Consider the following 25,594-nt stretch of genomic DNA (forward strand, 5'->3'; position numbering starts at 1 on the left):
TTCTCCGTTGTTCGACAGCCGCGCTCCAGCGGCCCCAGGGTTTATCAGACAGCGAACAGCAGGAACTCACGCTCCCAGGAACTGATGACGCGTTTGAAGTTCTCGTGCTCGGCGCGCTTGGTGGCGACGTAGCCGGTAATGAATTTCTTGCCCAGGTACTGCACCAACGCACGGCTGTTTTCCATGCGCTCCAGGGCATCTTCGATGGTCAGCGGCAGGCGCAGGTTGCGGCGTTCGTAGCCACGGCCCTGCACCGGCGCGCTGGCCTCGATGCCTTCGACCATGCCGATGTAGCCACACAGCAGGCTGGCGGCAATGGCCAGGTAAGGGTTGGCGTCAGCGCCCGGCAGGCGGTTCTCGACCCGGCGGCTTTGCGGGCCGGCATCCGGTACGCGCAGGCCGACGGTGCGGTTTTCTTCGCCCCACTCCACGTTCACCGGCGCCGACGTGTCGGGCAGGAAGCGGCGGAACGAGTTGACGTTGGGGGCGAACAGCGGCAGCGCCTCGGGGATGAACTTCTGCAAGCCACCGATGTGGTTGAGGAACAGCTCGCTCATGCTGCCGTCTTCATTGCTGAAGATGTTCTTGCCAGTGGCCAGGTCGACCACGCTCTGGTGCAGGTGCATGGCACTGCCCGGCTCGCCGGTCATGGGCTTGGCCATGAAGGTGGCGGCCACGTTGTGCTTGAGTGCAGCCTCGCGCATGGTGCGCTTGAACACCAGGATCTGGTCGGCCAGGTGCAGGGCGTTGCCGTGACGGAAGTTGATTTCCATCTGCGCCGTGCCGTCTTCGTGAATCAGCGTGTCCAGGTCCAGCTGCTGCAGTTCGCACCAGTCGTACACGTCTTCGAACAGCGGGTCGAATTCGTTGGCGGCTTCGATCGAGAACGACTGGCGGCCGGTTTCCGGGCGGCCCGAACGGCCTACCGGGGGCTGCAACGGGAAGTCCGGGTCTTCGCTGCGCTTGGTCAGGTAGAACTCCATCTCGGGCGCGACAATCGGCTGCCAGCCCTTGTCGGCGTAGAGCTTGAGGACTTTCTTCAACACGTTGCGCGGCGACAGTTCGACCGGGTTGCCCTTCTTGTCGTAGGTGTCGTGGATCACCTGCGCTGTCGGCTCGATGGCCCACGGCACCAGGAACACGGCGTTCTCGTCGGGGCGGCAGATCATGTCGATGTCGGCCGGGTCGAGCAGTTCGTAATAGATGTCGTCGTCGACGTAGTCGCCAGTCACGGTCTGCAGCAGCACGCTCTCGGGCAGGCGCATGCCTTTTTCAGCGATGAATTTGTTGGTGGGCGAAATCTTGCCGCGCGTGATGCCGGTCAGGTCACTGATCATGCATTCGACTTCGGTGATCTTGTGCTCTTTCAACCAATCGGTGAGCTGGTCGAGGTTGTTACTCATAAATACCTCAGGAGGTAAGGTGGGCCGCACGTTGATTCTGGATGGAGTAGATTGCTAAAGCAAAAACCCCCGCGCAGCGCCGCAGTGGATACACTGAAAACAAGTGTGTCCATAATGAGTTGGAAGGGCAGGAAGACGAAGTGAAAGGCGGCAAGCCGCTTCGAGGCCAGGACCGGAGACGCCAAACGTCAATTATTGCGGCCAGGGCGACCACGCCATTGACGAAGCTTGCAAAAACGACAGAGGTACCCGTTGGCACTGCGCAGGCAGTGCTTTCAGGTCGCGGCAAGCGGACCATGTGACCCTCGTATTATTGTGTTCTGGGTTGTGACCGAGCTTAGCCTTGTTCATTTTTTTACACAACACCCGCGTAAAAAATAAAAGACGGCACGCTTGAGATACCCCTTTGCAGGTGAAATAGCGGATAATGGCACGCCCCGATTTGCAGCAAATCTGCCGTAGATGTGCCATTTCAGGGCATCATGGGGTTGGCTTGACATCAGTATGGCTTTTCGATTGACTGGTCCTGCAAGCCCCCCTTGATTGATATTTTTAACAACAAAGGTGTTGCATCATGTCGGTACCCCCGCGTGCCGTTCAGCTTAACGAAGCGAACGCGTTCCTTAAGGAACATCCTGAGGTTCTCTACGTTGACCTTCTGATTGCAGATATGAATGGTGTGGTGCGCGGCAAGCGCATTGAGCGCACCAGCCTCCACAAGGTTTACGAGAAAGGCATCAACCTGCCGGCCTCCCTCTTCGCCCTGGACATCAACGGTTCCACCGTCGAAAGTACCGGGCTTGGCCTGGACATTGGCGATGCTGACCGCATCTGCTACCCGATCCCCGACACGCTCTGTAACGAGCCGTGGCAAAAGCGCCCCACTGCCCAACTGCTGATGACCATGCACGAGATCGAAGGCGAGCCGTTCTTCGCCGACCCTCGTGAAGTGCTGCGTCAGGTGGTGAGCAAGTTCGACGAGATGGGCCTCACCATTTGCGCTGCATTCGAACTGGAGTTCTACCTGATCGACCAGGAGAACGTGAACGGCCGCCCGCAGCCGCCGCGCTCGCCAATTTCGGGCAAACGCCCGCAGTCGACCCAGGTGTACCTGATCGACGACCTCGACGAATATGCCGACTGCCTGCAGGACATCCTCGAAGGCGCGAAAGAACAAGGCATCCCGGCCGACGCCATCGTCAAGGAAAGCGCCCCGGCGCAGTTCGAAGTCAACCTGCACCACGTCCCCGACCCGCTCAAGGCCTGTGACTACGCAGTACTGCTCAAGCGGTTGATCAAGAACATTGCGTACGACCATGAAATGGATACCACCTTCATGGCCAAGCCCTACCCGGGCCAGGCAGGCAACGGCCTGCATGTACACATTTCCGTGCTGGACAAAGATGGCCACAACATCTTCACCAGCGAGGATCCCGAGCAGAACGCCGCGCTACGTCACGCTGTCGGCGGTGTGCTCGAGACCCTGCCCGCGTCCATGGCGTTCCTTTGCCCGAACGTCAACTCGTACCGCCGCTTTGGCGCGCAGTTCTATGTTCCGAACGCGCCAAGCTGGGGCCTGGACAACCGCACCGTAGCGCTGCGGGTGCCAACAGGCTCGGCAGATGCCGTGCGCCTCGAGCACCGGGTCGCCGGCGCCGACGCCAACCCGTACCTGATGATGGCGGCCGTACTGGCAGGCGTGCACCACGGCCTGACCAACAAGATCGAGCCGGGCAAGCCAATCGAAGGCAACTCGTACGAGCAGCTGGAGCAGAGCCTGCCGAACAACCTGCGCGATGCCTTGCGCGAGCTGGACGACAGCGAGATCCTCAACAAGTACATCGATCCGAAGTACATCGACATCTTCGTCGCGTGCAAGGAAAGCGAGCTGGAGGAGTTCGAGCACTCGATCTCCGACCTCGAGTACAACTGGTACCTGCATACCGTGTAAACAAAAACGCCGCCCCTCAAGGGCGGCGTTCTTGTTTGAGACCGGTGTCGCCCGCTTCCGCAGGTAAGCCACAAGCTTCAGCACTGGAGATTACCCTGTGGGAGCGGGCTTGTCCCGCGAAGAGGCCGGTACAGGCTTAAAGCGGTTTCTCGAAAATCTTCGAATTGCGCTGGTAGTTGTACAGCGAAGCCCGCGCCGATGGCAGCCGCTCCACACCGCTGGGTGCAAAACCGCGCTCACGGAACCAGTGCGCCGTACGCGTCGTCAGCACGAACAGGGTATTCAACCCCATCTGCCGCGCCCGGCTCTCGATGCGCTCCAGCAATTCATCTCCGCGCCCGCCGTGGCGGTATTCCGGGTTCACCGCCAGGCATGCCAGCTCTCCTGCTTCGGATTCGGCAATCGGGTACAACGCCGCACAGGCGATGATCATGCCCTCGCGCTCGACCACGCTGAACTGCTCGATCTCCCGCTCCAGCACTTCACGCGAGCGGCGCACCAGAATGCCCTGCTCTTCCAGCGGGCTGATCAGTTCCAGCAAGCCGCCCACATCCTCGATGGTTGCCTCGCGCACCACTTCGAACTGCTCCTGCGACACGAGCGTACCGCCACCACCCCGGGTGAACAGTTCGGTCAGCAGTGCGCCGTCCTCGGCATAACTGACAATGTGGCTGCGCGCCACGCCGCCCTTGCAGGCCTCGGCGGCGGCGTCCAGCAGTTCGCTCTGGTAGTCGCTGCCCAGACGCTGCAGGTGCGGGGCAACCTGCTGCGGGCGCAGTTCCCGCACCAGCTTGCCGTCGGCGTCCAGCAGGCCCGGCTCGGCGCCGAACAGCAGCAACTTGTCGGCCCCCAGTTCGATGGCGGCACGGGTGGCCACATCTTCACAGGCCAGGTTGAAGATTTCGCCGGTGGGCGAGTAGCCCAGCGGCGACAACAGCACGATGGAGCGCTCGTCGAGCAGGCGGCTGATGCCCTTGCGGTCGACCCGGCGCACTTCACCGGTGTGGTGGTAGTCCACCCCTTCGAGCACGCCGATCGGCCGTGCGGTAACCAGGTTGCCAGACGCCACCCGCAGGCGCGAGCCTTGCATCGGCGACGCGGCGATGTCCATCGACAGGCGTGCCTCGATGGCCAGGCGCAGGGCGCCAACGGCATCGATCACGCAGTCCAGGGTGGCGGCATCGGTGATACGCAGGCCATGGTGGTAGTGCGGGGTCAGCCCGCGCTCGGCCAATCGGCTTTCGATCTGCGGGCGCGAGCCATGCACCAGCACCAGGCGCACGCCCAGGCTGTGCAGCAACACCAGGTCGTGGACGATGTTGCCGAAATTAGGGTGTTCCACCCCATCGCCGGGGAGCATGACCACGAAGGTGCAGTCGCGATGGGCATTGATGTACGGGGAGGCATGACGCAGCCAGTTGACGTAGTCGGGCATGACAGGGCCTGTGGATAAGTGGACGGAGAACGGCGATACAAGGGGCGTTCAAGATCATCGTCGGAACAGGCTTGCGGTCACGCGCGGTCTCCTCTAGGCAGGAACGAATCAACTCGATTGACGTTTAGTGCAGGCAATAGTGCCGGATCAGGTCACGCAATAGACGCACGGTAGGCTCGATTCGTGACATTTCAAGGTATTCGCCGGGCTGGTGGGCACAGGCGATGTCGCCAGGGCCCAGCACGATGGTCTGGCAGCCCAGCTGCTGAAGATAAGGCGCTTCGGTGCCAAACGCCACCGCTTCGGCGCGATGGCCCGTCAGGCGTTCCGCCACTTGCACCAGCTCGGCATCGGCAGCCTGCTCGAACGGCGGCACCTCCGGGAACAGCGGTGCATAGTCGATGCGCACATCATGGCGCTCGGCCACGGGCACCAGCTTTTCGCGTATGGCTGCGCGCAGTTGCTCCACATCCATGCCCGGCAGCGGCCGCAGGTCGAATTCGAGCGCACACTGGCCGCAGATGCGGTTGGGGTTGTCGCCGCCGTGGATGCAGCCGAAGTTCAGGGTCGGGGTCGGCACGGTGAACTGCGGGTTGCGGTAGGTTTGCTGCCATTGCTGGCGCAAGCCCATCAGCTCGGCCATCACCGCGTGCATGGCCTCCAGGGCGCTGCGGCCCAGGCTTGGGTCCGACGAATGGCCGCTGCGCCCGAGGATGTCGATGCGGTCCATGAGAATGCCCTTGTGCATGCGGATCGGCCGCAGCCCGGTAGGCTCGCCGATGACCGCAACACGGCCCAGGAGCTGGCCGGCCTCAGCCAGGGCGCGGGCACCGGACATGGAGCTTTCTTCGTCGCAGGTGGCGAGGATCAGCAGTGGCTGCTTGAAGTCGTGCTCCAACAGCGGGATGACGGCTTCGATGACCAAGGCGAAAAAGCCCTTCATGTCACAGCTGCCCAGGCCGACCCAGCGGCCATCGACCTCGGTGAGCTTCAGCGGGTCGCTGGCCCACAGTTGTTCGTCATAGGGGACGGTATCGCTGTGCCCGGCCAGCACCAGGCCACCCGGGCCGCTGCCGCGGCTGGCCAGCAGGTTGAACTTGCCCGCAGTGACCTGCTGGATGTCGCATTTGAACCCCAGGTCGCCCAGCCACCCCGCCAGCAGGTCGATCACGTGGCGGTTGGACTGGTCCAGCGCAGGTTGGGTGCAACTGACCGAAGGCGCGGCGATCAAGGCGGCAAACTGGTCTTTCAGCGTCGGCAACGGCATGCACATACTCCTCGGAAGCGTTGCCCATCATAGGACTATCCGCTGTCTGGAATAAACCGTTGGTGGCTGACTGCTGTAGACTCTCCGCCAACCACGCCCCTCTTTCGAGTCTGTGATGCACAAAGAAACCGAACTGAAGCTCCGCGCCAGCCGCGAGACCCTTGCCGCCCTGCGCGAGCACCCTCTGCTGAAAAAGCGCAACAAGTCCGGCTGGCAGACCCGTGAACTGCTCAACCAGTACTTCGACACCCCCGAGCGTGAGCTGTCCGCCGCCCGTGTCGCCCTGCGCCTGCGCCGCGATGGCGATGCCGTCATCCAGACTCTCAAATGCCGCGGCACCAGCGTGGCCGGCCTGTCCGAGCGCAACGAGTACGAATGGAACCTGGACAAGGTCAAGCTCGACCTGAAGAAGCTGGACGCCACCTGCTGGCCCGAGCAACTGGCAGACCTGGACAAGAAAACCATCAAGCCGCTGTTCACTACCGACTTCAGCCGTGAATACGCCGAAATCGCCTGGGGCCGTGGCAAGAGCAAAGTGGTGATCGAAGCCGCGCTGGACCAGGGCTTCGTGATCGCCGGCAAGCGCAAGGAAGAGATCTGCGAGCTGGAGCTGGAACTGCGCGAAGGTGACCCGCAAGCACTGCTGGAGCTGGCCGCCGAGCTGGCCGCCAGCCTGCCGCTGATGCCCTGCGACATCAGCAAGGCCGAGCGTGGCTACCGCCTGCTGGAGCCGGACAGCTACGAGTTGGGCCTGCCGCACAGCGAGCTGGACGCCGAGATGGCCCTAGACGACGCTTACGCCGCATTGGCCTGGCAACTGCTGGGCAGCAGCCAGCGCCTGGCCGAGCAGTACCGCCACAACGGCCACTGGCGCCTGCTGCAGGACTGGGTCGAGTGCCTGAGCGAGCTGCGCGCCCTCACCGCCAGCCTTGGCCAGGCCGCGCCACGCGCGAGCACCCGTGACCTGCGCAGCAGCCTCGACGCCCTGCTGGAAGACTGGCGCCCGCTGGTGCAGGCCGGCAACGATGACGAAGACATCCGCCGCGCTGCCCCCGAGCAGTTCGCCGAAGAACTGGAAGACGTGCGCTGGGGCCAGTTCTCGCTGGAAACCTCGCGCTGGCTGCTGGCCCGTTCCTGGACCGTGGAGCGCAAAGGCCGTGGCGAACGCCAGGGCAAGGCGCAGCTGGCCAGCTGGCTGGCACACCTGCTGGGCGAAGAAGGCCGCGCGTTGAAGCTGCCGCTGTACACCCAGCGCCCAGAAGACCTGGCCGAGCAGCTGCCACGTATCGAGCAACTGCTGGCCTGGCTACACCATGCTCGCCAGGTGCTGGAAGCGCCGCAGATGGACCGCCTGTATGGCGACCTGAAGAAGCTGCACGAGCTGGCCGAACTGCCAATCAGTGATGAAGTGCTGGACGCACGTATCGAACAGGCTCGGGCAGTGGATCAGAGTCGCGGCTGGAAGCACCTGATCAAGGCTTGATACCGCGTCGCCATTTCGCGGCGGTTCGGCGCCGCGAATGGCCTCACCGCGACAGCGGCAGGCTGGTGGTGGACTTGATCTCGGACAGCGCCACAATAGAGTTCACTTCCTGGATACCCGGCACGTTCGACAGTTTTTCGAAGAAGAACCGTTCGTAGGCCTCGATATCCGACGTGACGATGCGCAGTAGAAAGTCCACTGCCCCCATCAGCACATAACACTCCAGCACCTCCGGAAACCCGCGGATCGCCTCGGTAAACTCGGTGAAGTTGGAGCGCCCGTGAGCATTGAGCTTCACCTCGGCGAAAATTTGCGTGTTCAGGCCGACTTTCTTGCGGTCCAGCAAGGTCACCTGCCCGCGAATCACCCCCTCTTCCTTCAAGCGCTGTATGCGCCGCCAGCACGGCGATTGCGACAGCCCCACGCGCTCGGCGATCTGCGCGCTGGACAGCGAAGCGTCCTCTTGCAGCAGTTCGAGAATGCGGCGGTCGTAGGCGTCCAGCTCACTATGCATTGTTCAATCTCCTGATTGGCATTATCTGAATTGATCAATTCATCAAATAGGCAAAATGATCAAATGATAGCGAAAAAATGCCGCGCCTGACGTGCAAGAATTTCTCCCACATTCGCGGAGACCAGCATGAACGCACAGCCCCGTACCGACGCCTGGGCCGCCAGCAACGCCCACAGCACCGTGCACTACCGCCTGCAAGCAGATGCCGAGCCCGACAGCCTATGCCGCGTGCTCAACCTGTTTGCCCTGCAGTTCCTGACCCCGCACAGCGTGCACGTCAGCCAGCAGGATGACTGGCTGGACATCGAAGTCGGCATTGGCGGCCTGAGCTGGCACCGGGCCGAGGTGATTGCGCAAAAACTGCGTAACCTGGTGTGTGTGGGTGAAGTGAGCCTGACCAACATGCACCGGGTGGAGCTGGCGGTTGTATGAATATTTGCGGCGCTATCGCCGGCACAGAAATAGCAAATTCCTGAAACCCTTCACCTCCGATGCTCTTCCGCCGCCCGGCTAGCCTTGATCAGCACTTCCCCATCAGGCACGGACGCCAACCATGCACACCCCCGACAACCTGGAACTCGATCTGAAGCGCGTGCTTCAGGCCCTGCTCACCGATCAGTACCTACACGCCAACGACACCCTGCAAGTACTCGAACACGCCGCCGCACAGCCCGCCGGCCACCCGCTGGAACACATCGCCGCCTGCTGCCTGGAAGACCGCCGGCAACCAGGCCGGCTGCTGGACGTGGACTACCTCTGCCAATGGCTGGCCGGCAAGGTCGGTCAGCCCTACCTGCGTATCGACCCCATGCAACTCGACCTGCCGCAAGTCGCCGGCCTGGTATCCCCTGCTTTTGCCCAGCGCCACGGCATCCTCATCGTCGCCGACGACCCCTCCGGCATCACCGTCGCCAGCGCCCAGCCCTACCAGAACGACTGGCAGGCAGACCTGGCCCGCAGCCTGGGTCGGCCGATCCGCCGCGTGCTGGCCAGCCCCACACAAATCCGCCAGTCAGGGCAGTCGTTTCACCACTTGGCCCAGTCGGTAAAGGGCGCGCAGCACCAGCAATCGTCCAGCTTGGGCGACCTCGAACAGTGGCTGGAACTGGGCATGCGCCAGACCGAAGCCAGCGCAGACGACGCACACATCGTGCATATCGTCGACTGGCTGCTGCAATACGCCATTGAGCAGCGCGCCAGCGATATCCACCTGGAGCCACGACGCGACCAGGGCCAGTTGCGCTACCGCATCGATGGCCTGCTGCACACCGTGTATGCCTTCCCCGCCGGGGTCACCCTGGCGCTGGTCAGCCGCCTGAAACACCTTGGCCGCATGGACGTAGCAGAAAAGCGTCGGCCCCAGGACGGCCGCCTGCAAAGCCGGCTACCGGGTGGTGGTGAAGTGGAACTACGGCTGTCGACGCTGCCGACCCCGTTCGGCGAAAAGCTGGTACTGCGCGTGTTCGACCCACACCAACTGCACGAGGGCTTCGACCACCTCGGCCTGGAGGGGCCGCAGCTGGCTCAGTGGCAAAGCCTGCTGCGCCAGCGCCAGGGCATCATCCTGGTCACCGGCCCCACCGGTTCCGGCAAGACCAGCACGTTGTACACCAGCCTCACACTGCTGGCCACGCCGCAGGTAAACGTGTGCACCATCGAAGACCCGATCGAACGCCTGGAACCGGCCTTCAACCAGCTACAGGTGCAGCCCGCGCTGGACCTGGGTTTTGCCAGCGCCGTGCGGGCCATGCTGCGCCAGGACCCGGACATCATCATGATCGGCGAAATCCGCGACCGCGAAACGGCCCTGGTGGCGGTACAGGCGGCCCTGACCGGGCACCTGGTCCTGTCGACCCTGCATACCAACGATGCCTGCGCGGCAATCACGCGCCTGCAAGAGCTGGGTGTGGCCGACTACCTGATCAAGGCCACACTGGTCGGGGTCATGGCCCAGCGCCTGGTGCGTACGTTGTGCCCGGACTGTGGAGCGAATCCTTCAGACACCTGCCGGACCTGCCGAGGCACCGGTTTTCATGGGCGCACGGGGTTGTTCGAACTGCTGCAGCCCAGTGAGAGCCTGCGTGCTTTGATTGGCCCGAACACCGATCTGGCCCATTTACGGCGTCAGGCGCTGGCCGATGGCCTGGTTGACCTGCGCCGTTGCGGCGAGGCCAAAGTGGCTAGCGGGCAGACCCGTACCGAGGAAGTACTGCGTGTCTGCAACTGACGAAAAGTCCTTCGTATTCAAGGAACTTGCCCTGGCAGAAAAGATCCAATCGCGCATCTTTAACCCTCACCCTTCGAGGTGTTTCAACATGCGTCTCAAAACCGCCATCGCTGCCGCTGCCTTGCTTTCGCTGCCCATTGGCTCGGCCATGGCCGATACCTTCTGGCGTAACGTGATGACTTCCGGTGCAACCACTGGATCGAGCTACCTGACCTCGCGGGATCACAAACTGGTAGTAGCCGCGCAGGATGACGCCAGCAGCTTCGTCGCCAGCGAAGGCGCAATCCGCGGGCCGTTCCTGGAAGCGGCCATGCGCCAGGCACGGGCAGAGCACCCAGGGATGCAAGCTTCCGACATGGAACTGGCCAATGCCATCCTGGCCAAGAATGCAGTAGCCGAGTAACCGCGTCGCCTGCTTCGCGGGCCTGCCCGCTCCCACAGGGACCGCACAAGGCTGAACCTGGTGCAATTCCTGTGGGAGCGGGCAAGCCCGCGAAAAACCCAGCACTAATCTCAGCGGTAAGCCTCCACCGGCACACACGCGCAGAACAGGTTTCTGTCCCCATACACGTTGTCCACCCGGTTCACCGCCGGCCAGTACTTGTGCTGGCGCACGTGCGCACTGGGTGCCACCGCCTGCTCCAGGCTATACGGCCTGTCCCACACCCCCAGTACATCAGCCAGGGTATGCGGCGCATGCTTGAGGGGGTTGTTCTCCGCCGGCCAGTTGCCTTTCTGCACCTCGCCAATCTCTGCACGAATCGCCAGCATCGCCTCGACAAACCGGTCCAGCTCGGCTTTGGACTCACTTTCGGTCGGCTCCACCATCAGCGTGCCCGGCACCGGGAATGACATGGTCGGGGCGTGGAAACCATAGTCCATCAAACGCTTGGCCACGTCCTCCTCGCTGATGCCCGTCTGTGCTTTCAACGGCCGCAAGTCGAAGATGCACTCATGCGCCACCCGCTGGTTGCGCCCGCGGTAGAGCACCGGGAAGGCGCCGCCCAACTGGCTGGCCAGGTAGTTGGCCGACAGGATTGCCACCTCGCTGGCATCGGCCAGCTGCGGCCCCATCATGGCAATGTACATCCAGCTGATCGGCAGGATGCTCGCGCTGCCCCAGGGTGCGGCGCTGACCGCGCTGTTGTTCGGGTCCAGGCCGGGCACAGGTACCACCGGGTGGCTGGCAACGAACGGCGTGAGGTGCGCGCGGATACCAATCGGCCCCATGCCCGGGCCACCACCGCCGTGAGGGATGCAGAAAGTCTTGTGCAGGTTCATGTGCGAAACATCGGCCCCCATGTCGGCCGGCCGCGCCAGGCCCACTTGGGCATTGAGGTTGGCGCCATCCATGTACACCTGGCCGCCGTGCTGATGGACCACTTCGCAGATTTCGCGGATGCCCTCTTCGTACACACCGTGGGTGGACGGATAGGTGACCATCAGGCACGACAAGCGCTCCCCGGCCGCGTGGGCTTTGGCCTTGAGATCGTTCAAGTCGACGTTGCCGTGGTCGTCGCAATCCACGATCACCACCTCCATGACCGCCATTTGCGCCGACGCCGGGTTGGTGCCGTGGGCTGACGAGGGAATCAGGCACAGCGTGCGCTGGGGCTGGTGGCGGCTGCGATGGTAGCGGGTGATGGCCATCAGGCCTGCGTACTCGCCCTGGGCACCGGAGTTGGGCTGCATGCAGATGGCGTCGAAGCCGGTGATTGCGCACAGCCAGCTTTCCAGTTCGTCGATCATCGCCTTGTAACCCGTGGCCTGGGCCGCCGGCGCAAAGGGGTGCATCTGGGCAAAGCCGGGCCAGGTGATGGGGATCATTTCACTGGTGGCGTTGAGTTTCATGGTGCACGAGCCCAGCGGGATCATCGACTGGTTCAGGGCCAGGTCCTTGTTCTCCAGCTGCTTGAGGTAGCGCAGCATCTCGGTTTCGCTGTGGTGCAGGTTGAACACCGGGTGAGCGAGAAACGGCGTGCGCCGCACCAGCCCGGCCGGGATGCCTTGGGGCAGGGCCAGCTGATCGAGGGCAGCGATCTCCAGCCCGTGGTCCACACCCAGGAAGATATCGAACAGGCGCAGCACCGTGTGCTCGTCACAGGTTTCGTCCAGGCTCACGCCCAGGTGCCCGCGCCCAAGAATGCGCACGTTGATGTGCGCGGCTTCGGCGCTTTCGATGATGGCCGCCTGGGTGCCGCCGACATCCAGGGTAAGGGTGTCGAAGAAATGCCGGTTGAGCCGCTGGATGCCTTTGGCTTCAAGGCCAGCAGCCAGGATGACGGTCAGCCGGTGCACACGCTGGGCGATGCGCTGCAGGCCTTCAGGGCCGTGATACACCGCGTAGAAGCCGGCAATGTTGGCCAATAGCACCTGGGCCGTGCAGATGTTGGAGTTGGCCTTCTCGCGGCGGATATGCTGCTCGCGGGTTTGCAGGGCCATGCGCAGCGCAGTGTTGCCACGGGCATCGCGCGACACGCCAATGATGCGCCCCGGCATGGCACGCTTGTAGTCGTCGCGGCAGGCGAAATAGGCCGCGTGGGGGCCGCCGTAGCCCATCGGCACACCAAAGCGCTGGGTCGAACCCAGTACCACATCGGCCCCCAGCTCGCCGGGGGGCGTCAGCACCACCAGGCTGAGCAGGTCGGCAGCCACGCAGGCCAGTGCCTGCTGGCTGTGCAACTGGTCGATCAGCGGGCGCAGGTCACGCACCTCGCCGTGGGTGTCGGGATACTGCAGCAAAGCGCCAAATACCGCGTGATTGCCAAGGTTATCCACAGCGTCGACGATCAATTCGAAGCCAAAGCCCTCGGCGCGGGTCTTGAGTACCGACAGCGTCTGCGGGTGGCAGTGCTCGTCAGCAAAGAAGGCATTGCTCTTGTTGCGCGCCATCCGCTTGGCCAGGGCCATGGCCTCGGCGGCGGCGGTGGCTTCATCGAGCAGCGAGGCATTGGCCAGCGCCAGCCCGGTGAGGTCGATGACCATTTGCTGGAAGTTCAGCAGCGCCTCCAGGCGGCCTTGGGCGATTTCGGGTTGATACGGCGTATAGGCGGTGTACCAGCCGGGGTTTTCCAGCACATTGCGCAGGATGACCGTGGGGGTGATGGTGCCGTGGTAGCCCATGCCGATCAGGCTGGTCCAGACCTGGTTCTGTGCGGCGTAGCCGGCGAGTTTGGCCAGCGCGGCCTGCTCATCCAGCGCCGCTGGCAGGTCAAGTGGGCGATTGAGGCGGATGCCTGGCGGTACGGTCTGCTCGATCAGCTCGCTGCGGCTGGCGACACCCAGCACGTTGAGCATGGCCTGCTGTTCTGCGCCATCGGGGCCCAGGTGGCGATGCAGGAAAGGGTTGAGCTCTTGCAGTTGATGCAGGGATGGCGACTGGGACATGACGACGCTCTCTTCCTAGACCAGGTCTCATGGAGACTTACAAGTCTAGGAAGGGATTGCCGATTCTGCGGGGAAACTTGCTTTGGCCTGGCGAAAGCCGGGGGCGCGTTGCGCCCCAAGATCTATCAGTTACTCGCCGATGGCAGCTGCATAGCCGGCAGCATCCAGCAGCTTTTCCAGCTCGGCCGGGTTGCTTGGCTTCAGCTTGAAGATCCACGCTGTGTAGGGTTCTTCGTTGAGCTGCTCCGGGCTATCGGCCAGTTCTTCGTTGACTGCGATCACTTCGCCGCCGATCGGGGCGTAAATGTCCGAAGCGGCCTTGACCGACTCGACCACACCGGCAGCGTCGCCAGCGGCGAATACCTTGCCGACTTCGGCCAGCTCGACGAATACCACGTCACCCAGGGCTTGCTGGGCGTGGTCACTGATACCCACGGTCACGCTGCCGTCGGCTTCCAGGCGCGCCCACTCGTGGCTTTCGGCAAAACGCAGGTCGGCGGGGATATTGCTCATGTCTTGAATTCCTCGATTGGCTCAGCGGTACGCCCGCCGGTTGATAAATGTTCAGATCAGGATCTTGCCGTGGCGCACGAAGGTCGGTTTGACCACTCGCACCGGGTACCATTTGCCGCGGATTTCCACCTCGGCGCGGTCACCGGTGGCCATGGGTACGCGCGCAAGGGCAATGGACTTGCTCAGCGTAGGAGAGAAACTACCACTGGTGATCTCCCCTTCGCCAATCCCGGCCACACGCACCACCTGGTGGGCACGCAGCACGCCGCGCTCTTCCAGCACCAGGCCGACCAGCTTTTCCTGCACACCCTGTTCGATTTCCGTCAGCAGGCCGGCGCGGCCGATGAAGTCACGCTCGGCTGGCTCCCAGGCGATGCTCCAGCCCAGGTTGGAGGTCAGCGGGGTATGGGCTTCGTCGATGTCCTGGCCGTACAGGTTCATGCCGGCTTCCAGGCGCAGAGTATCGCGGGCACCCAGGCCACTGGGGGCGATGCCGGCGCCGACTAAATCATTGAAGAATGCCACCGCCTGATCGCCCGGGAAGATGATCTCCAGGCCGTCCTCACCGGTATACCCGGTGCGGGCAATGAACCAGTCACCGTCGGCGACACCTTCGAACGGTCGCAGATCGCGAATCAGCGCCGCACGCGCCTGGCTGAGCAGTGCTGCGACCTTTTCGCGGGCACGTGGGCCCTGGATGGCGAGAATGGCCAGGTCGGGGCGGACCTGGAATTTCACGGTAAAACCGGCCTGCTGGCGTTCTAGCCAATCGAGCACTCTCGCCCGGGTAGCGGCATTGGTGACCAGGCGGTAGCCGGTTTCCGTGCGGTAGACGATCAAGTCGTCAATCACCCCGCCCTGCTCCTGGAGCAGCGGGCTGTACAGCGCCTTGCCGGTAGCCTTGAGGCGGGCCACGTCGTTGGCGAGCAAACGTTGCAGCCAGGCAGTTGCGTCGCTGCCATCGACATCGATCACGGTCATGTGGGAAACATCGAAAACCCCGCAATCGCTGCGCACCTGGTGGTGCTCCTCGACCTGCGAGCCATAGTGCAGGGGCATGTCCCAGCCACCGAAATCGACCGTTTTGGCGCCAAGCGCCAGGTGCAGGTCATACAAAAGCGTGCGCTGTCCCATGGGTTTCTCCTTCCGGGCGTGGCGAAGCGGCGGCGGTCGATGACGTTTGATCGTCAGCTCTTCTTGTAGGACCCACCGCGCGAATGCCGCGCATTGTAGCCGCAAGGACGCAGGCTGACACCCTCAGTGACTGTGACCGGGCCGATGTGCCGAACGGCGGATCAGGCCGATGACCGGCAGCAGGCCCACCAGTACCAGCGTCAATGCGGGCAGCGAGGCACGCGCCCATTCGCCCTCGCTGGTCATCTCGAACACCCGTACCGCCAAGGTGTCCCAGCCGAACGGTCGCATCAGCAAGGTGGCCGGCATCTCCTTGAGCACATCGACGAACACCAGCAGGGCGGCGCTGAGGGCACCGGGCACCAGCAGCGGCAGATACACCTTGAAAAACAATCTGGGCCCACCCACGCCCAGGCTACGGGAGGCCTCGGGCAGTGACGGGCGGATACGCTCCAGGCTGCTTTCCAGCGGCCCGTAGGCCACGGCGATGAAACGCACCAGGTAGGCCAGCAGCAGGGCGGCCAGGCTGCCCAGCAACAGCGGCTTGCCTGCCCCGCCCAGCCAGCTGGACAGCGGAATCACCAAGTGGTTGTCGAGGTAACTGAACGCCAGCATGATCGACACTGCCAGCACCGAGCCGGGCAAGGCATAGCCCAGATTGGCCAGGCCGACCCCGGCGCGGATAGCCCCCGTCGGCGCCTGCCGCCGGGCAAAGGCCAGCACCAGCGCCACGCTCACCGTGACCAGTGCCGCCATGCTGCCCAGGTACAGGGTGTGCAACACCAGGCCGACATAGCGCTCGTCCAGGTCATGCCGGCCGCGTTGCCAGAACCACGCCAGCAGCTGCAGCAGCGGGATGACGAAGGCGCAGGCAAACACCAGCAGGCACCAGCCACTGGCCAGCAGCGCCTTGACCCCGCGCAGGTGGTACAGCGCCTGCGCCCGCGGCCGCTCGTTGCCGCTGCGGCTGGCCCCACGGGCACGGCGCTCGCCGTACAGCACCAGCATCACTGCCAGCAACAACAGGCTGGCCAGCTGGGCGGCGCTGGACAGGCTGAAGAAGCCGTACCAGGTCTTGTAGATGGCGGTAGTGAAGGTGTCGAAATTGAACACGGCCACCGCGCCGAAGTCGGCCAGGGTTTCCATCAAGGCCAGGGCAATGCCGGCACCGATGGCCGGCCGTGCCATCGGCAAGGCCACACGCCAGAAAGCCTGCAGGGGCGATAGCCCGAGTACGCGCGCCGCTTCCATCAGGCCTTTGCCCTGGGCCAGGAAGGCCGTGCGCGCCAGCAGATAGACATAGGGGTAGAACACCAGCACCAGCACGATGATCACCCCGCCGGTGGAGCGCACCCGCGGCAGGCGCATCGGCCCGAACACCTCACGCAGGGCGCTTTGCACCGGGCCGGCGAAGTCCAGCAGGCCGACGAAGACGAACGCCAGCACATAGGCCGGGATGGCGAACGGCAGCATCAGCGCCCAGTCCAGCCAGCGCCGGCCGGGGAACTCGCAGAGGCTGGTGAGCCAGGCGAGGCTGACGCCCAGTACAGTGACGCCGATACCCACGCCCACCACCAGCGTCAGGGTATTGCCCAACAGGCGGTTCATCTGGGTGTCGAGCAGGTGCGACCAGATCTGCATATCGATCGACTGCCAGGACAACAGCAGGACGCTCAAGGGCAGCAGCACGAGGGCGGCGATCAGGGAGACCGGGAGGTACCAGCGGCGTTGGGGGGTGTGGGGCAAGGCTTGATTCTCGGTTGCGATGGCGACCGCTGCGCGGTCGTTCGCGGGACAAGCCCGCTCCCACAGGGACTGCACAAGGCATCGGTCCTGTGAAGGTACTGTGGGAGCGGGCTTGTCCCGCGAAGGGGCCTCTGAAGGCCCCGGAAGGATACGGCCTGGCGCTTAGTTGTAGCCAGCGCGATCCATCAAACGAATGGCTTCGGCCTGACGCTTGCCGGCAATTTCCACCGGAATGCTGTCAGCCTTGAAGCTGCCCCATGCCGCCACTTCCTCGGAAGGCTTGACCTTCGGGTTGGCCGGGAACTCCTGGTTGATGTCGGCGAACAGCTTTTGCGCGTCTTCACCTGTCATCCACTCCACCAGCTTTTTCGCCGCTTCCGGGTGTGGCGCATGCTTGGTCAGGCCAATACCCGACAGGTTGACGTGCACGCCACGGTCACCCTGGTTGGGCCAGAAGATCTTCACCGGCAGGTTCGGGTTTTGCTTGTGCAGGCGGCCGTAGTAATAGGTGTTGACCACGCCCACGTCACACTGGCCGGCCTCGATGGCCTGGATTACCGCGTTGTCGTCGGAGAACACGTCGGTGGACAGGTTGTTGACCCAGCCTTTGACGATTTGCTCCGTTTTCGCCTCGCCATGTGTCTCGATCAGGGTGGCGGTGAGCGACTGGTTGTACACCTTCTTTGCCGTGCGCAGGCACAGGCGGCCTTCCCACTGTTTGTCGGCCAAGGCTTCGTAGGTGCTCAACTCCTCGGGCTTGACCCGCTCGGTGGAGTAGATGATGGTGCGGGCGCGCAGGCTCAGGCCCGTCCAGTCATGGGACGAGGCGCGGTACTGCCGCGGAATGTTCTGGTCGATGATGTCGGACTTGATCGGCTGCAGGATGCCCATCTGCTCGGCTTGCCACAGGTTGCCGGCATCGACGGTCAACAGCAGGTCGGCCACGCCGTTGTCGCCCTCGGCCTTGATGCGCTGCATCAGCGGGGCTTCCTTGTCGGTGATGAACTTGATCTTGACCCCGGTCTTGGCGGTGTAGGCATCGAACACCGGCTTGATCAGCTCGTCGATGCGCGAGGAGTACACCACCACTTCATCCGCCGCTTGGGCAGTGCCGCCGAACAGGGTCAGGGCCAGGGCGGCCAGTAGGGGCTTGCGTGGCAACATGGGAAGCACTCCTCGGATCGTTTGAGAGGTGCGAATGGTAGTGAATCCCATTTTCTGGCTCATCTACCTAGCAGTTACCGGATGTTGCAGAGCTTGCACCGCCCATTGCAGGAGCAACCCTCAGGCTTTGGCCAGATCCGGCAGATCACCACTCAAACCCAGCGCCTGGCGTACAAACAGCGCCTTGGCCTCCGGCATCTGCTCCACCAGTTTCAACCCGCTGTTACGCAACCAGCGCAACGGCAGCGGGTTGGCCTGGAACAAGCGCTCGAAGCCCTCCATTGCTGCCATCAGCGCCAGGTTGTGCGGCATGCGCCGCCGCTCGTAACGGCTCAATACCTTCACATCCGCCAGCCGCTCACCGCGCTCGCAAGCGTTGACCAGCACTTCGGCCAGTACTGCGGCATCGAGGAAGCCCAGGTTTACACCCTGCCCCGCCAGCGGGTGGATGGTGTGCGCAGCATCGCCGATCAAGGCCAGGCCTTCATCCACATAGCGCTTGGCGTGGCGCTGGCGCAGCGGCACGCATACCCGCGGGTCGGCCTGCAGCACCTCCCCCAGGCGCCCCTCGAAGGCCCGCTCCAGGGCCTGCAGGAAGGCAGCTTCATCCAGTGCCATCAGCTGCTCGGCATGCTCCGGGGTGGTCGACCATACAATCGAGCACCAGTCCTGCTGGCCATCACGGGTCAACGGCAGGAAAGCCAACGGCCCCTCATCGGTGAAACGCTGCCAGGCCGTGCCCTGGTGCCCGGCACTGCAGCGCACACTGGTGACGATGGCATGGTGAAGGTAATCCCATTCGCGGGTTTCGCAGCCCGCCAGGCGCCGCACCGCTGATTGGGCACCGTCGGCGGCAACCACCAGCGGTGCACGCAGCTGCCGGCCATCGGCCAGGGTCAGCAACCACTCGTCTCCCGAGCGACGCAACTGCTCCATCCGCGCGTTGGGCAGCAGGCCGATGTCGCTGTCGTGCAGGCGCTCCAGCAGGCCATCCTGCACCACCCGGTTCTCGACGATATGGCCAAGCACGTGGGCGTGCACGCTGGCGGCCGAGAAATGAATCTGCCCAGTGCCGCTGCCGTCCCACACATGCATGTCCGAATACGGCGTGGCACGCCGCTGGGCAATGCCGTCCCACGCGCCAAGGCGCTCGAGGATGCGCTGGCTGGCCGCCGACAGCGCGCTGACACGTGGCTCGAAGGGTGCCTGGGCGTCGAAGGGCTTGACCGTCAGCGGGCCGCCATCGAGCAAGAGGATTTGCAAGCCACTGTGGCGCAACGCCAGGGCCAGTGCGCTGCCGACCATACCGGCACCGACAATCAACAGATCTGCGCGCGTTTCCATGCCTTACGCCAGCCTCGCTTGCGGCTTGAGCCGCACGTATAGGGTTTTATCGACCCGCGCCACCAGTTCGCCGGCACCATCGCGGATATCGACCTGCAATCGCGGCAGGCACTTCTTGCCGGTGGCGGTCTGCTGGCGAATGTCGTCCAGCAGCGCGTCATCAACGTGAAATTCGGCATACACCGGGCCTTTGCCCGGCGAGATGAAATCGATGCTGGCGGCCTTGTCCCAGACGATGTAGTCGCGGCCCAGTTGCTCGATCAGCAGCAACATGTAGAAAGGGTCGACCATCGAATACAGGCTGCCACCGAACTGGGTACCGACATAGTTGCGGTTCCAGCGGGTCAGCTTCATCGCCACTTTGACGCTGCGCAGGTCCGGGCTGATGGACTGCACGCGGATACCAGCACCCAGGTACGGCGGGTAGAGGTTCAGCATCCAGCGCAACATGCGTGCACGACGTGCCAGTTTACGCGGGTTGCTCATGCCTGCCCTCGCGGATCGGGGCGGGTGCCAAGGCCCATGGCCTGGCGGGCGAACCAGCTTTTGGCCGGCGGCAACAGGTCGAGCCCCAGCAGGCCGAGGTTACGACCGGCGGCCAGCAACGGCTGATTGCTGCCAAACAGGCGGGTGACCTGGTCGGAAAAGCCAATGGTCATGGCCTGGTCCAGACGCTGGCGCTGGGCATAAGCCTGCAGCGTGGCCAGGTCGCCAGGCTGCTGCGGGCCGGCCAGCAACGCGTCGGCCAGCGACTGCACATCGCGCAGCGACAGGTTGAAGCCCTGGCCAGCGATGGGGTGCAGGCTGTGCGCGGCATTGCCCAGTACCACCAGGTGCGGCCGCACCTGTTCCTGGGCCTCGATCAGTGACAGGGGGTAAAGGTGCCGTGCGCCGACCTGGCGCAGCGTGCCCAGACGATAGCCAAACACGCCTTGCAGCTCGCGCAGGAAGCTGCGCTCGTCGATGTCGGCCAGGCGCCGCGCATCCATGCCCTGGCGTGTCCACACCAGTGCACAGCGGTTTTCCGGCAGCGGCAGCAGGGCCATGGGGCCTTCTTCGGTGAAGCGCTCGAACGCCTGGCCGCCGTGGGCCTCACCCGGGGTGATGTTGGCGATCAATGCGCTCTGCTGGTACGGCGTATGACGCACGTGAATACCCAACTGCTCGCGCAGCCCGGAACGGCCGCCGTCAGCCAGTACCGCCAGGTCGCATTCCAGCTGGGTGTCGTCATTCAACCCCAGGCGGTAACCGCCTTCGATCGCCTGCATCGAGGTCACTTCTGCCGGGCAGCGCCAACTCACCACGTCGCTGTCCAGCCCTTGCCACAGGCATTGGCCAAGCCAGGCGTTTTCCACCACGTAGCCCAGTGCCGGCACACCCTCTTCCTGGGCATCCAGGCGGGTGGCGCCGAAGCGGCCACGGTCAGACACGTGAATTTGCCGGATGGGCTCGGCACGCCGGCCAATGGCCTGCCAAAGGCCCTGCTGCTGGTAGATCTGCTGAGTACCGAACGACAACGCCGAAGAGCGCGCATCGTAGCTGGGCTGGAAGCTGTCGCCGGGTGCGAACGGCTCGATCAGGAGGATCTTCCAGCCGCGCGCCTTGGCCCCGGCCTGCAGGGTCAACGCCAGGCTTGCGCCCACCAGGCCACCGCCAATGATTGCCAGGTTCACGCGGCTCATGCGGCGTCCTTGCGGGCGGCCTGCATCAGCGCCTCGATCTCGGCAACCGTACGCGGCACGCCTGAAGTCAGGATTTCACAACCTTGCCTGGTCACCACCACGTCGTCCTCGATCCTTACACCAATGCCGCGCCATTTTTTGGCCACTGCCTGATTGTCGGCACCTATGTAGATGCCCGGCTCGACGGTCAGCGCCATGCCGGGTTCCAGCACACGCCATTCGCCGCCCACCTTGTACTCGCCAACATCGTGCACATCCATTCCCAGCCAATGGCCGGCACGGTGCATGTAGAAGGCGCGATAGGCCTCGCTGTCGATCAGCGCCTGCACCTCGCCGGTGAGCAGGCCCAGCTCCACCAGGCCTTCGGTAATGACCTTCACGGTCGCCTCGTGGGCGTGGTTCCAGTGCTTGCCCGGGGCGATTTCGGCAAACGCCGCGGCCTGTGCCTTGAGCACCAGCTCGTAAATGGCCTTCTGCTCGGGCGAAAAGCGCCCGCTGACCGGGAAGGTGCGGGTGATGTCGCTGGCGTAGCAGTCGATTTCGCAACCGGCGTCGATCAGCACCAGGTCGCCATCCTTGAGCAGGGCGTCATTCTGCTGATAGTGCAGGATGCAGCCATTGCGCCCGGCCGCGACAATCGAGCCGTAGGCAGGCATCTTCGCGCCGCCCTTGCGGAATTCGTAATCCAGTTCGGCTTCCAGGCTGTATTCGTGCAGCCCGGCCCGGCAGGCCTGCATGGCACGCACATGTGCCCGCGCCGAGATGGCTGCGGCAGCCCGCATCACCTTCACTTCCGCAGCCGATTTATACAGGCGCATGTCGTGCAGCAGATGATCCAGCGCAACGAACTCGTTCGGCGGCTGCGCGCCCAGGCGGGCCTTGGAGCGGATCACGTTGATCCAGTCCATCAGCCGCCGGTCGAACTCGGGGTTGCTGCCCATGGCGCTGTATACCCGCTCGCGGCCTTCGATCAGGCCCGGCAGGATCTCGTCGATGTCAGTGATGGGGAAGGCATCGTCGGCGCCGAAATCGCGCACTGCGCCTTCCTGACCGGCCCGAAGCCCGTCCCACAGCTCGCGCTCCGGGTTACGCTCACGGCAGAACAGCACGTACTCGCCATGCTCACGCCCCGGGATCAGCGCAATGACCGCCTCAGGCTCCGGAAAGCCGCTGAGGTACTGAAAGTCGCTGTCCTGGCGGTATACGTGCTCGACGTCGCGGTTGCGGATGGCAACTGCGGCGGCGGGCAGGATGGCGATGCTGTTGGGGACCATCTGCGCCATCAGCGCCTTGCGCCGGCGGGCATACTCGGCCTTGGGAATGTGGCTCATGGGCAGACTACCCCCGGTTGATCAGTGCAGCGATGGCTTGGGCGCGGGTGCGGCCGGCTTGGCCAGCTCCGAGAACAGCAGCAGAGGCGCCACGCGCAGGTATTCCATGACTTCCATGTAGTCGCTCTCGCCGTCTTCAGACTCTTCGAGGGCTTCCTGTACCTGGGAAATGGCCACCAGGTCCTGCAGCACATCCTTGGCTTCGTCGGACAGGTCCTTGCCCCCGGCATTCAGGCCGAAACCGGTAATGAACCCTTGGCACCACTGGCCCAGCGCGGTGGCGCGGTCGCTGAGGGCGGCGTCGTCGGAAGGCAGCAGCAGGACGATGGCCATATCGTCGCTGGTCAGCTCACCCTTGACCATTTCCTGCAGGCCGATCAGGGCGTTGCGCACGGTGTCACCGGGCTCGGTTTCCAGCAACTGGGCGGCATCGGCCAGCCAGGCATCGGCATCGAAACCGGCACCGGCGCAGCTGCGGCCGATCAGCAGGCCGTGCAGTTCGGCCGGGGTGACAGGATGACCATTGCTCGAGAGCAGCATGGCGAAGGCGATGTAAGGCGATTGGGTATTGGGCATGGGCAGCTAGGCGCCAGACGGCGCAATGACTAGAATGGAGGCCTTGTATCCTAGCACCGGCAGGCGCGCCAAGACCATCGGCACTGGCCGTCGCCGCCCAGGGAGAGGCATCATCGCCAGGTGACTCAACGACGGAGCGAATCGAGTGCAACCCACGCAAGAGAACGACCTTCAGGCACTGATGAGCCGATTCGAGTTGCTGATCGAACGCGTCGAGCAACTAAAACGGCAAAATGCACTCCTAGTAGCTCAGGAAAAATCCTGGCGCGAAGAGCGCGCCCACCTCATCGAAAAGAACGAGATCGCCAAGCGCAAGGTCGAGTCGATGATCTTACGCCTCAAGGCTCTGGAGCAAGACTCATGAGTTCAAGCAATAGCGTCACCGTGCAGATCCTCGACAAAGAATACTCGATCATCTGCCCGCCGGAAGAGCGCAACAACCTGGTCAGCGCCGCGCGCTACCTGGACGGCAAGATGCGCGAGATCCGCAGCAGCGGCAAGGTGATTGGCGCCGACCGCATCGCGGTCATGGCGGCATTGAACATTACCCACGAAATGCTGCACCGCCAGGAAGACCGCACCGAAGCTCCGGCCAGCAGCACCAATCGCGAACAGGTGCGCGACCTGCTGGATCGGGTAGATAAGGCATTGTCCGACGACACGGATACCAAAATCGGTTGAGATTGGTATACTGGCGCCACTCCCTGGTGGATGCGCCAGTCGGTTATGTCCCTGAGCCGATACGCACAACCACGGGGGTTGCACGCTGGGGCCGGTGTGCATGTCCGCCCGACGGAAAGCCTTAACGCCCCCTGCAATCTCCACCTTGAACTTTCGGGTTCAAGGGCTACACCGACAGCGGTCTGACCGGGGAGCCTGAATTCTGTTGCCCGCCCCTCAAGGCGGGCGATTCGCTTTGGCCGACCTTGCAGTGTCGGCCAGCCCTCCTGGGATCGCTCGTGCCATGACCGACACCGCGCCGCTCACCCGCCCCCAGCTCCGTCGCCTGCTTCGCAATGCCCGCCGTGCCCTCACCCCTGCCCAGCAACGCCAGGCCACCCTCGGCCTGTATCGCCAGCTGGCACAGCATCCGTTGTTCCGCCGCGCCCGGCACATTGCCTTGTATCTGCCCAACGACGGCGAAATCGACCCTTGCCTGTTGATGCGCGAAGCCCAGCGTCGCGGCAAACGCACCTACCTGCCGGTGCTGCACGCCTGGCCGCGCACGCGCATGGTGTTCCAACGGTTCGAGCAGGGCGAAAAGCTAAAGCCCAATCGTTTCCGCATTCCCGAGCCGCTCACGGACCGCAGGCGCCAGCGGCCGGTCTGGGCGCTGGACCTGATCCTGCTACCGCTGGTCGGTTTTGACGAAGTGGGCGGGCGCCTGGGCATGGGGGGTGGGTTCTATGATCGCAGCCTGGCCTACCAGGCACGTCGGCAAACCTGGAAAAAACCATTGCTGCTGGGGCTGGCGCACGAATGCCAGAAGGTCGAGCGGCTGGCGCAAGCCAGTTGGGATGTACCGCTGCAAGGGACGGTCTCGGACCGTGACTGGTACCTGGCGCCGCGTTGAGCGGCGCCAGCGGAGGGCATCAACGTTGTGGCTGGCTGGCGTCAACCGGCATTTGATAGGCGCTGTCCAGCTTGCGCTCCCACAAACCCTGCGCATAACCGGTAGTGACCACACCCAGGCCAAAAATGAACACCAGAATCCACAGCAGATCCGGCTTTTTGCGTTGATTCATCGAAGATTGCCCCCCAGGCAAACTGTTCAGTGCTTGGCGATTTTCTGAGTATCGCCAGCGGATCGCGCTTTAAACGGGGCGCATTTTCCGACAACCTGCGTCCGCAAGCAAACCTTGACGCCAACCGGCTGTCGGTTTCGTGCAACAGGTTATTTCAAACCTTTTCAGGAGCAGTATCCATGGCCTACTGGCTGATGAAATCCGAGCCCGACGAACTGTCCATCGAAGGCTTGGGCCGCCTGGGCGAAGCGCGCTGGGACGGCGTGCGCAATTATCAAGCGCGGAATTTCCTGCGGGCCATGAACGTAGGTGACGAATTTTTCTTCTACCACTCCAGTTGCCCGCAACCGGGCATTGCCGGCATTGCCAGAATCATCCGCGCGGCTTATCCCGACCCCACCGCGCTGGACCCACAAAGCCACTACTACGACGCCAAGGCCACGGCCGACAAGAACCCATGGAGTGCAGTGGATGTGGCCCATGTGCAAACCCTGCCGCGGGTACTGGAACTGGGCAGGCTGAAGCAGCAGTCCGGTCTGGCCGAGTTGCCGCTAGTACAAAAGGGCAGCCGGCTGTCGGTCATGCCGGTAACCCCCGAACAATGGGCGGTAATTGTCGCGCTTCGTTGAATCCGTGGCTAAGGTCAAGGGTTTGACCGATATCAACACGCCACGCGTGGCCCCGCGCCATGA

Annotated in this window: 24 protein-coding genes and 1 other RNA gene; 10 read left to right on the forward strand and 15 right to left on the reverse strand. The window is 63.6% G+C overall.

The features are described 5' to 3' along the window. Nucleotides 1-44 precede the first annotated feature (44 nt). Nucleotides 45-1,403 carry a glutamine synthetase family protein gene (locus tag LU684_RS07260; RefSeq protein WP_016489727.1) on the reverse strand — a complete coding sequence of 453 codons (1,359 nt, stop codon included), beginning with the start codon at nt 1,401-1,403 and terminating at the stop codon, nt 45-47. A 574-nt stretch (nt 1,404-1,977) separates the two neighbouring features. Between LU684_RS07260 and LU684_RS07265 the strand changes: the two genes are divergently transcribed. Continuing rightward, nucleotides 1,978-3,354: a glutamine synthetase family protein gene (locus LU684_RS07265; RefSeq protein ID WP_016489728.1), complete on the forward strand. Its 1,377-nt coding sequence runs from the start codon at nt 1,978-1,980 to the stop codon at nt 3,352-3,354. A gap of 136 nt (nt 3,355-3,490) precedes the next feature. Here LU684_RS07265 and argA read toward each other — a convergent pair whose 3' ends face one another. Continuing rightward, nucleotides 3,491-4,789 (reverse strand): amino-acid N-acetyltransferase, encoded by a 1,299-nt coding sequence (argA, locus tag LU684_RS07270; RefSeq protein ID WP_232894373.1) that lies wholly within the window; start codon nt 4,787-4,789, stop codon nt 3,491-3,493. A 124-nt stretch (nt 4,790-4,913) separates the two neighbouring features. Continuing rightward, nucleotides 4,914-6,056: an acetylornithine deacetylase gene (gene argE, locus LU684_RS07275; RefSeq protein ID WP_232894374.1), complete on the reverse strand. Its 1,143-nt coding sequence runs from the start codon at nt 6,054-6,056 to the stop codon at nt 4,914-4,916. Nucleotides 6,057-6,171: 115 nt separating this feature from the next. Here argE and LU684_RS07280 point away from each other — a divergent pair, with 115 nt between their 5' ends. Further along, nucleotides 6,172-7,539, forward strand: coding sequence for a CYTH domain-containing protein (locus tag LU684_RS07280; RefSeq protein WP_024718089.1), 1,368 nt, complete (start codon nt 6,172-6,174; stop codon nt 7,537-7,539). 43 nt (nt 7,540-7,582) lie between these two features. On the opposite strand, the gene LU684_RS07285 is transcribed toward LU684_RS07280, so the two are convergent. Beyond that, complete coding sequence (locus tag LU684_RS07285) at nt 7,583-8,053, reverse strand: Lrp/AsnC family transcriptional regulator (RefSeq protein ID WP_003253717.1); 471 nt, start codon at nt 8,051-8,053, stop codon at nt 7,583-7,585. 126 nt (nt 8,054-8,179) lie between these two features. On the opposite strand from LU684_RS07285, the gene LU684_RS07290 reads away from it, so the two are divergent. From LU684_RS07290 to LU684_RS07300, 3 genes are all read left to right on the forward strand, one after another. After that, nucleotides 8,180-8,485 (forward strand): hypothetical protein, encoded by a 306-nt coding sequence (locus tag LU684_RS07290; protein ID WP_016489732.1) that lies wholly within the window; start codon nt 8,180-8,182, stop codon nt 8,483-8,485. Between the two features lie 121 nt (nt 8,486-8,606). Beyond that, nucleotides 8,607-10,280 carry a GspE/PulE family protein gene (locus tag LU684_RS07295; protein ID WP_232894376.1) on the forward strand — a complete coding sequence of 558 codons (1,674 nt, stop codon included), beginning with the start codon at nt 8,607-8,609 and terminating at the stop codon, nt 10,278-10,280. Nucleotides 10,281-10,368: 88 nt separating this feature from the next. Further along, nucleotides 10,369-10,683: a DUF2388 domain-containing protein gene (locus LU684_RS07300; RefSeq protein WP_024718088.1), complete on the forward strand. Its 315-nt coding sequence runs from the start codon at nt 10,369-10,371 to the stop codon at nt 10,681-10,683. A 110-nt stretch (nt 10,684-10,793) separates the two neighbouring features. Here LU684_RS07300 and gcvP read toward each other — a convergent pair whose 3' ends face one another. From gcvP to LU684_RS07350, 10 genes are all read right to left on the reverse strand, one after another. Further along, a complete protein-coding gene (gene gcvP / locus LU684_RS07305; protein ID WP_232894377.1) occupies nt 10,794-13,667 on the reverse strand; it encodes an aminomethyl-transferring glycine dehydrogenase in 2,874 nt (957 codons plus the stop codon). Nucleotides 13,668-13,796: 129 nt separating this feature from the next. Beyond that, nucleotides 13,797-14,180, reverse strand: a complete 384-nt coding sequence (gene gcvH / locus LU684_RS07310) for a glycine cleavage system protein GcvH (RefSeq protein ID WP_016489736.1) — start codon at nt 14,178-14,180, stop codon at nt 13,797-13,799. A 51-nt stretch (nt 14,181-14,231) separates the two neighbouring features. Beyond that, complete coding sequence (gene gcvT, locus LU684_RS07315) at nt 14,232-15,314, reverse strand: glycine cleavage system aminomethyltransferase GcvT (protein ID WP_096426895.1); 1,083 nt, start codon at nt 15,312-15,314, stop codon at nt 14,232-14,234. 123 nt (nt 15,315-15,437) lie between these two features. Beyond that, nucleotides 15,438-17,060 (reverse strand): ABC transporter permease, encoded by a 1,623-nt coding sequence (locus LU684_RS07320; RefSeq protein WP_070086388.1) that lies wholly within the window; start codon nt 17,058-17,060, stop codon nt 15,438-15,440. A 162-nt stretch (nt 17,061-17,222) separates the two neighbouring features. Next, nucleotides 17,223-18,224: an extracellular solute-binding protein gene (locus LU684_RS07325; protein WP_232894378.1), complete on the reverse strand. Its 1,002-nt coding sequence runs from the start codon at nt 18,222-18,224 to the stop codon at nt 17,223-17,225. Nucleotides 18,225-18,344: 120 nt separating this feature from the next. After that, nucleotides 18,345-19,568, reverse strand: a complete 1,224-nt coding sequence (locus LU684_RS07330) for a 2-octaprenyl-3-methyl-6-methoxy-1,4-benzoquinol hydroxylase (protein ID WP_016489740.1) — start codon at nt 19,566-19,568, stop codon at nt 18,345-18,347. Between the two features lie 3 nt (nt 19,569-19,571). Further along, on the reverse strand, nt 19,572-20,054 hold the full coding sequence (locus tag LU684_RS07335; RefSeq protein ID WP_016489741.1) for a DUF4442 domain-containing protein: 483 nt from the start codon (nt 20,052-20,054) through the stop codon (nt 19,572-19,574). Beyond that, the gene (gene ubiH / locus LU684_RS07340) at nt 20,051-21,250 is read right to left on the reverse strand and encodes a 2-octaprenyl-6-methoxyphenyl hydroxylase (RefSeq protein ID WP_096426897.1); all 1,200 of its coding nucleotides are present in this window, start codon (nt 21,248-21,250) and stop codon (nt 20,051-20,053) included. The genes LU684_RS07335 and ubiH overlap by 4 nt, the downstream gene beginning before the upstream one ends. Next, nucleotides 21,247-22,581 (reverse strand): Xaa-Pro aminopeptidase, encoded by a 1,335-nt coding sequence (pepP, locus tag LU684_RS07345; protein WP_016489743.1) that lies wholly within the window; start codon nt 22,579-22,581, stop codon nt 21,247-21,249. The genes ubiH and pepP overlap by 4 nt, the downstream gene beginning before the upstream one ends. Before the next feature lie 21 nt (nt 22,582-22,602). Further along, complete coding sequence (locus tag LU684_RS07350; RefSeq protein WP_016489744.1) at nt 22,603-23,157, reverse strand: YecA/YgfB family protein; 555 nt, start codon at nt 23,155-23,157, stop codon at nt 22,603-22,605. Between the two features lie 181 nt (nt 23,158-23,338). On the opposite strand from LU684_RS07350, the gene LU684_RS07355 reads away from it, so the two are divergent. From LU684_RS07355 to LU684_RS07370, 4 genes are all read left to right on the forward strand, one after another. Next, nucleotides 23,339-23,521, forward strand: a complete 183-nt coding sequence (locus LU684_RS07355; RefSeq protein WP_029886233.1) for a TIGR02449 family protein — start codon at nt 23,339-23,341, stop codon at nt 23,519-23,521. Continuing rightward, on the forward strand, nt 23,518-23,838 hold the full coding sequence (locus LU684_RS07360; RefSeq protein ID WP_016489745.1) for a cell division protein ZapA: 321 nt from the start codon (nt 23,518-23,520) through the stop codon (nt 23,836-23,838). Before LU684_RS07355 ends, LU684_RS07360 begins: the two co-directional genes overlap by 4 nt. Nucleotides 23,839-23,855: 17 nt before the next feature. Continuing rightward, nucleotides 23,856-24,035: non-coding RNA, 6S RNA (ssrS, locus tag LU684_RS07365), on the forward strand. Between the two features lie 86 nt (nt 24,036-24,121). Beyond that, nucleotides 24,122-24,730, forward strand: a complete 609-nt coding sequence (locus tag LU684_RS07370; RefSeq protein ID WP_024718086.1) for a 5-formyltetrahydrofolate cyclo-ligase — start codon at nt 24,122-24,124, stop codon at nt 24,728-24,730. 19 nt (nt 24,731-24,749) lie between these two features. On the opposite strand, the gene LU684_RS07375 is transcribed toward LU684_RS07370, so the two are convergent. Next, the gene (locus LU684_RS07375) at nt 24,750-24,902 is read right to left on the reverse strand and encodes a hypothetical protein (protein WP_016489747.1); all 153 of its coding nucleotides are present in this window, start codon (nt 24,900-24,902) and stop codon (nt 24,750-24,752) included. 179 nt (nt 24,903-25,081) lie between these two features. Between LU684_RS07375 and LU684_RS07380 the strand changes: the two genes are divergently transcribed. After that, nucleotides 25,082-25,531 carry an EVE domain-containing protein gene (locus LU684_RS07380; protein ID WP_016489748.1) on the forward strand — a complete coding sequence of 150 codons (450 nt, stop codon included), beginning with the start codon at nt 25,082-25,084 and terminating at the stop codon, nt 25,529-25,531. The last annotated feature ends 63 nt before the right edge of the window (nt 25,532-25,594 follow it).

Origin of the sequence: Pseudomonas sp. NMI542_15, from assembly GCF_021283425.1 — a bacterium.
GTDB lineage: Bacteria > Pseudomonadota > Gammaproteobacteria > Pseudomonadales > Pseudomonadaceae > Aquipseudomonas > Aquipseudomonas fortuita.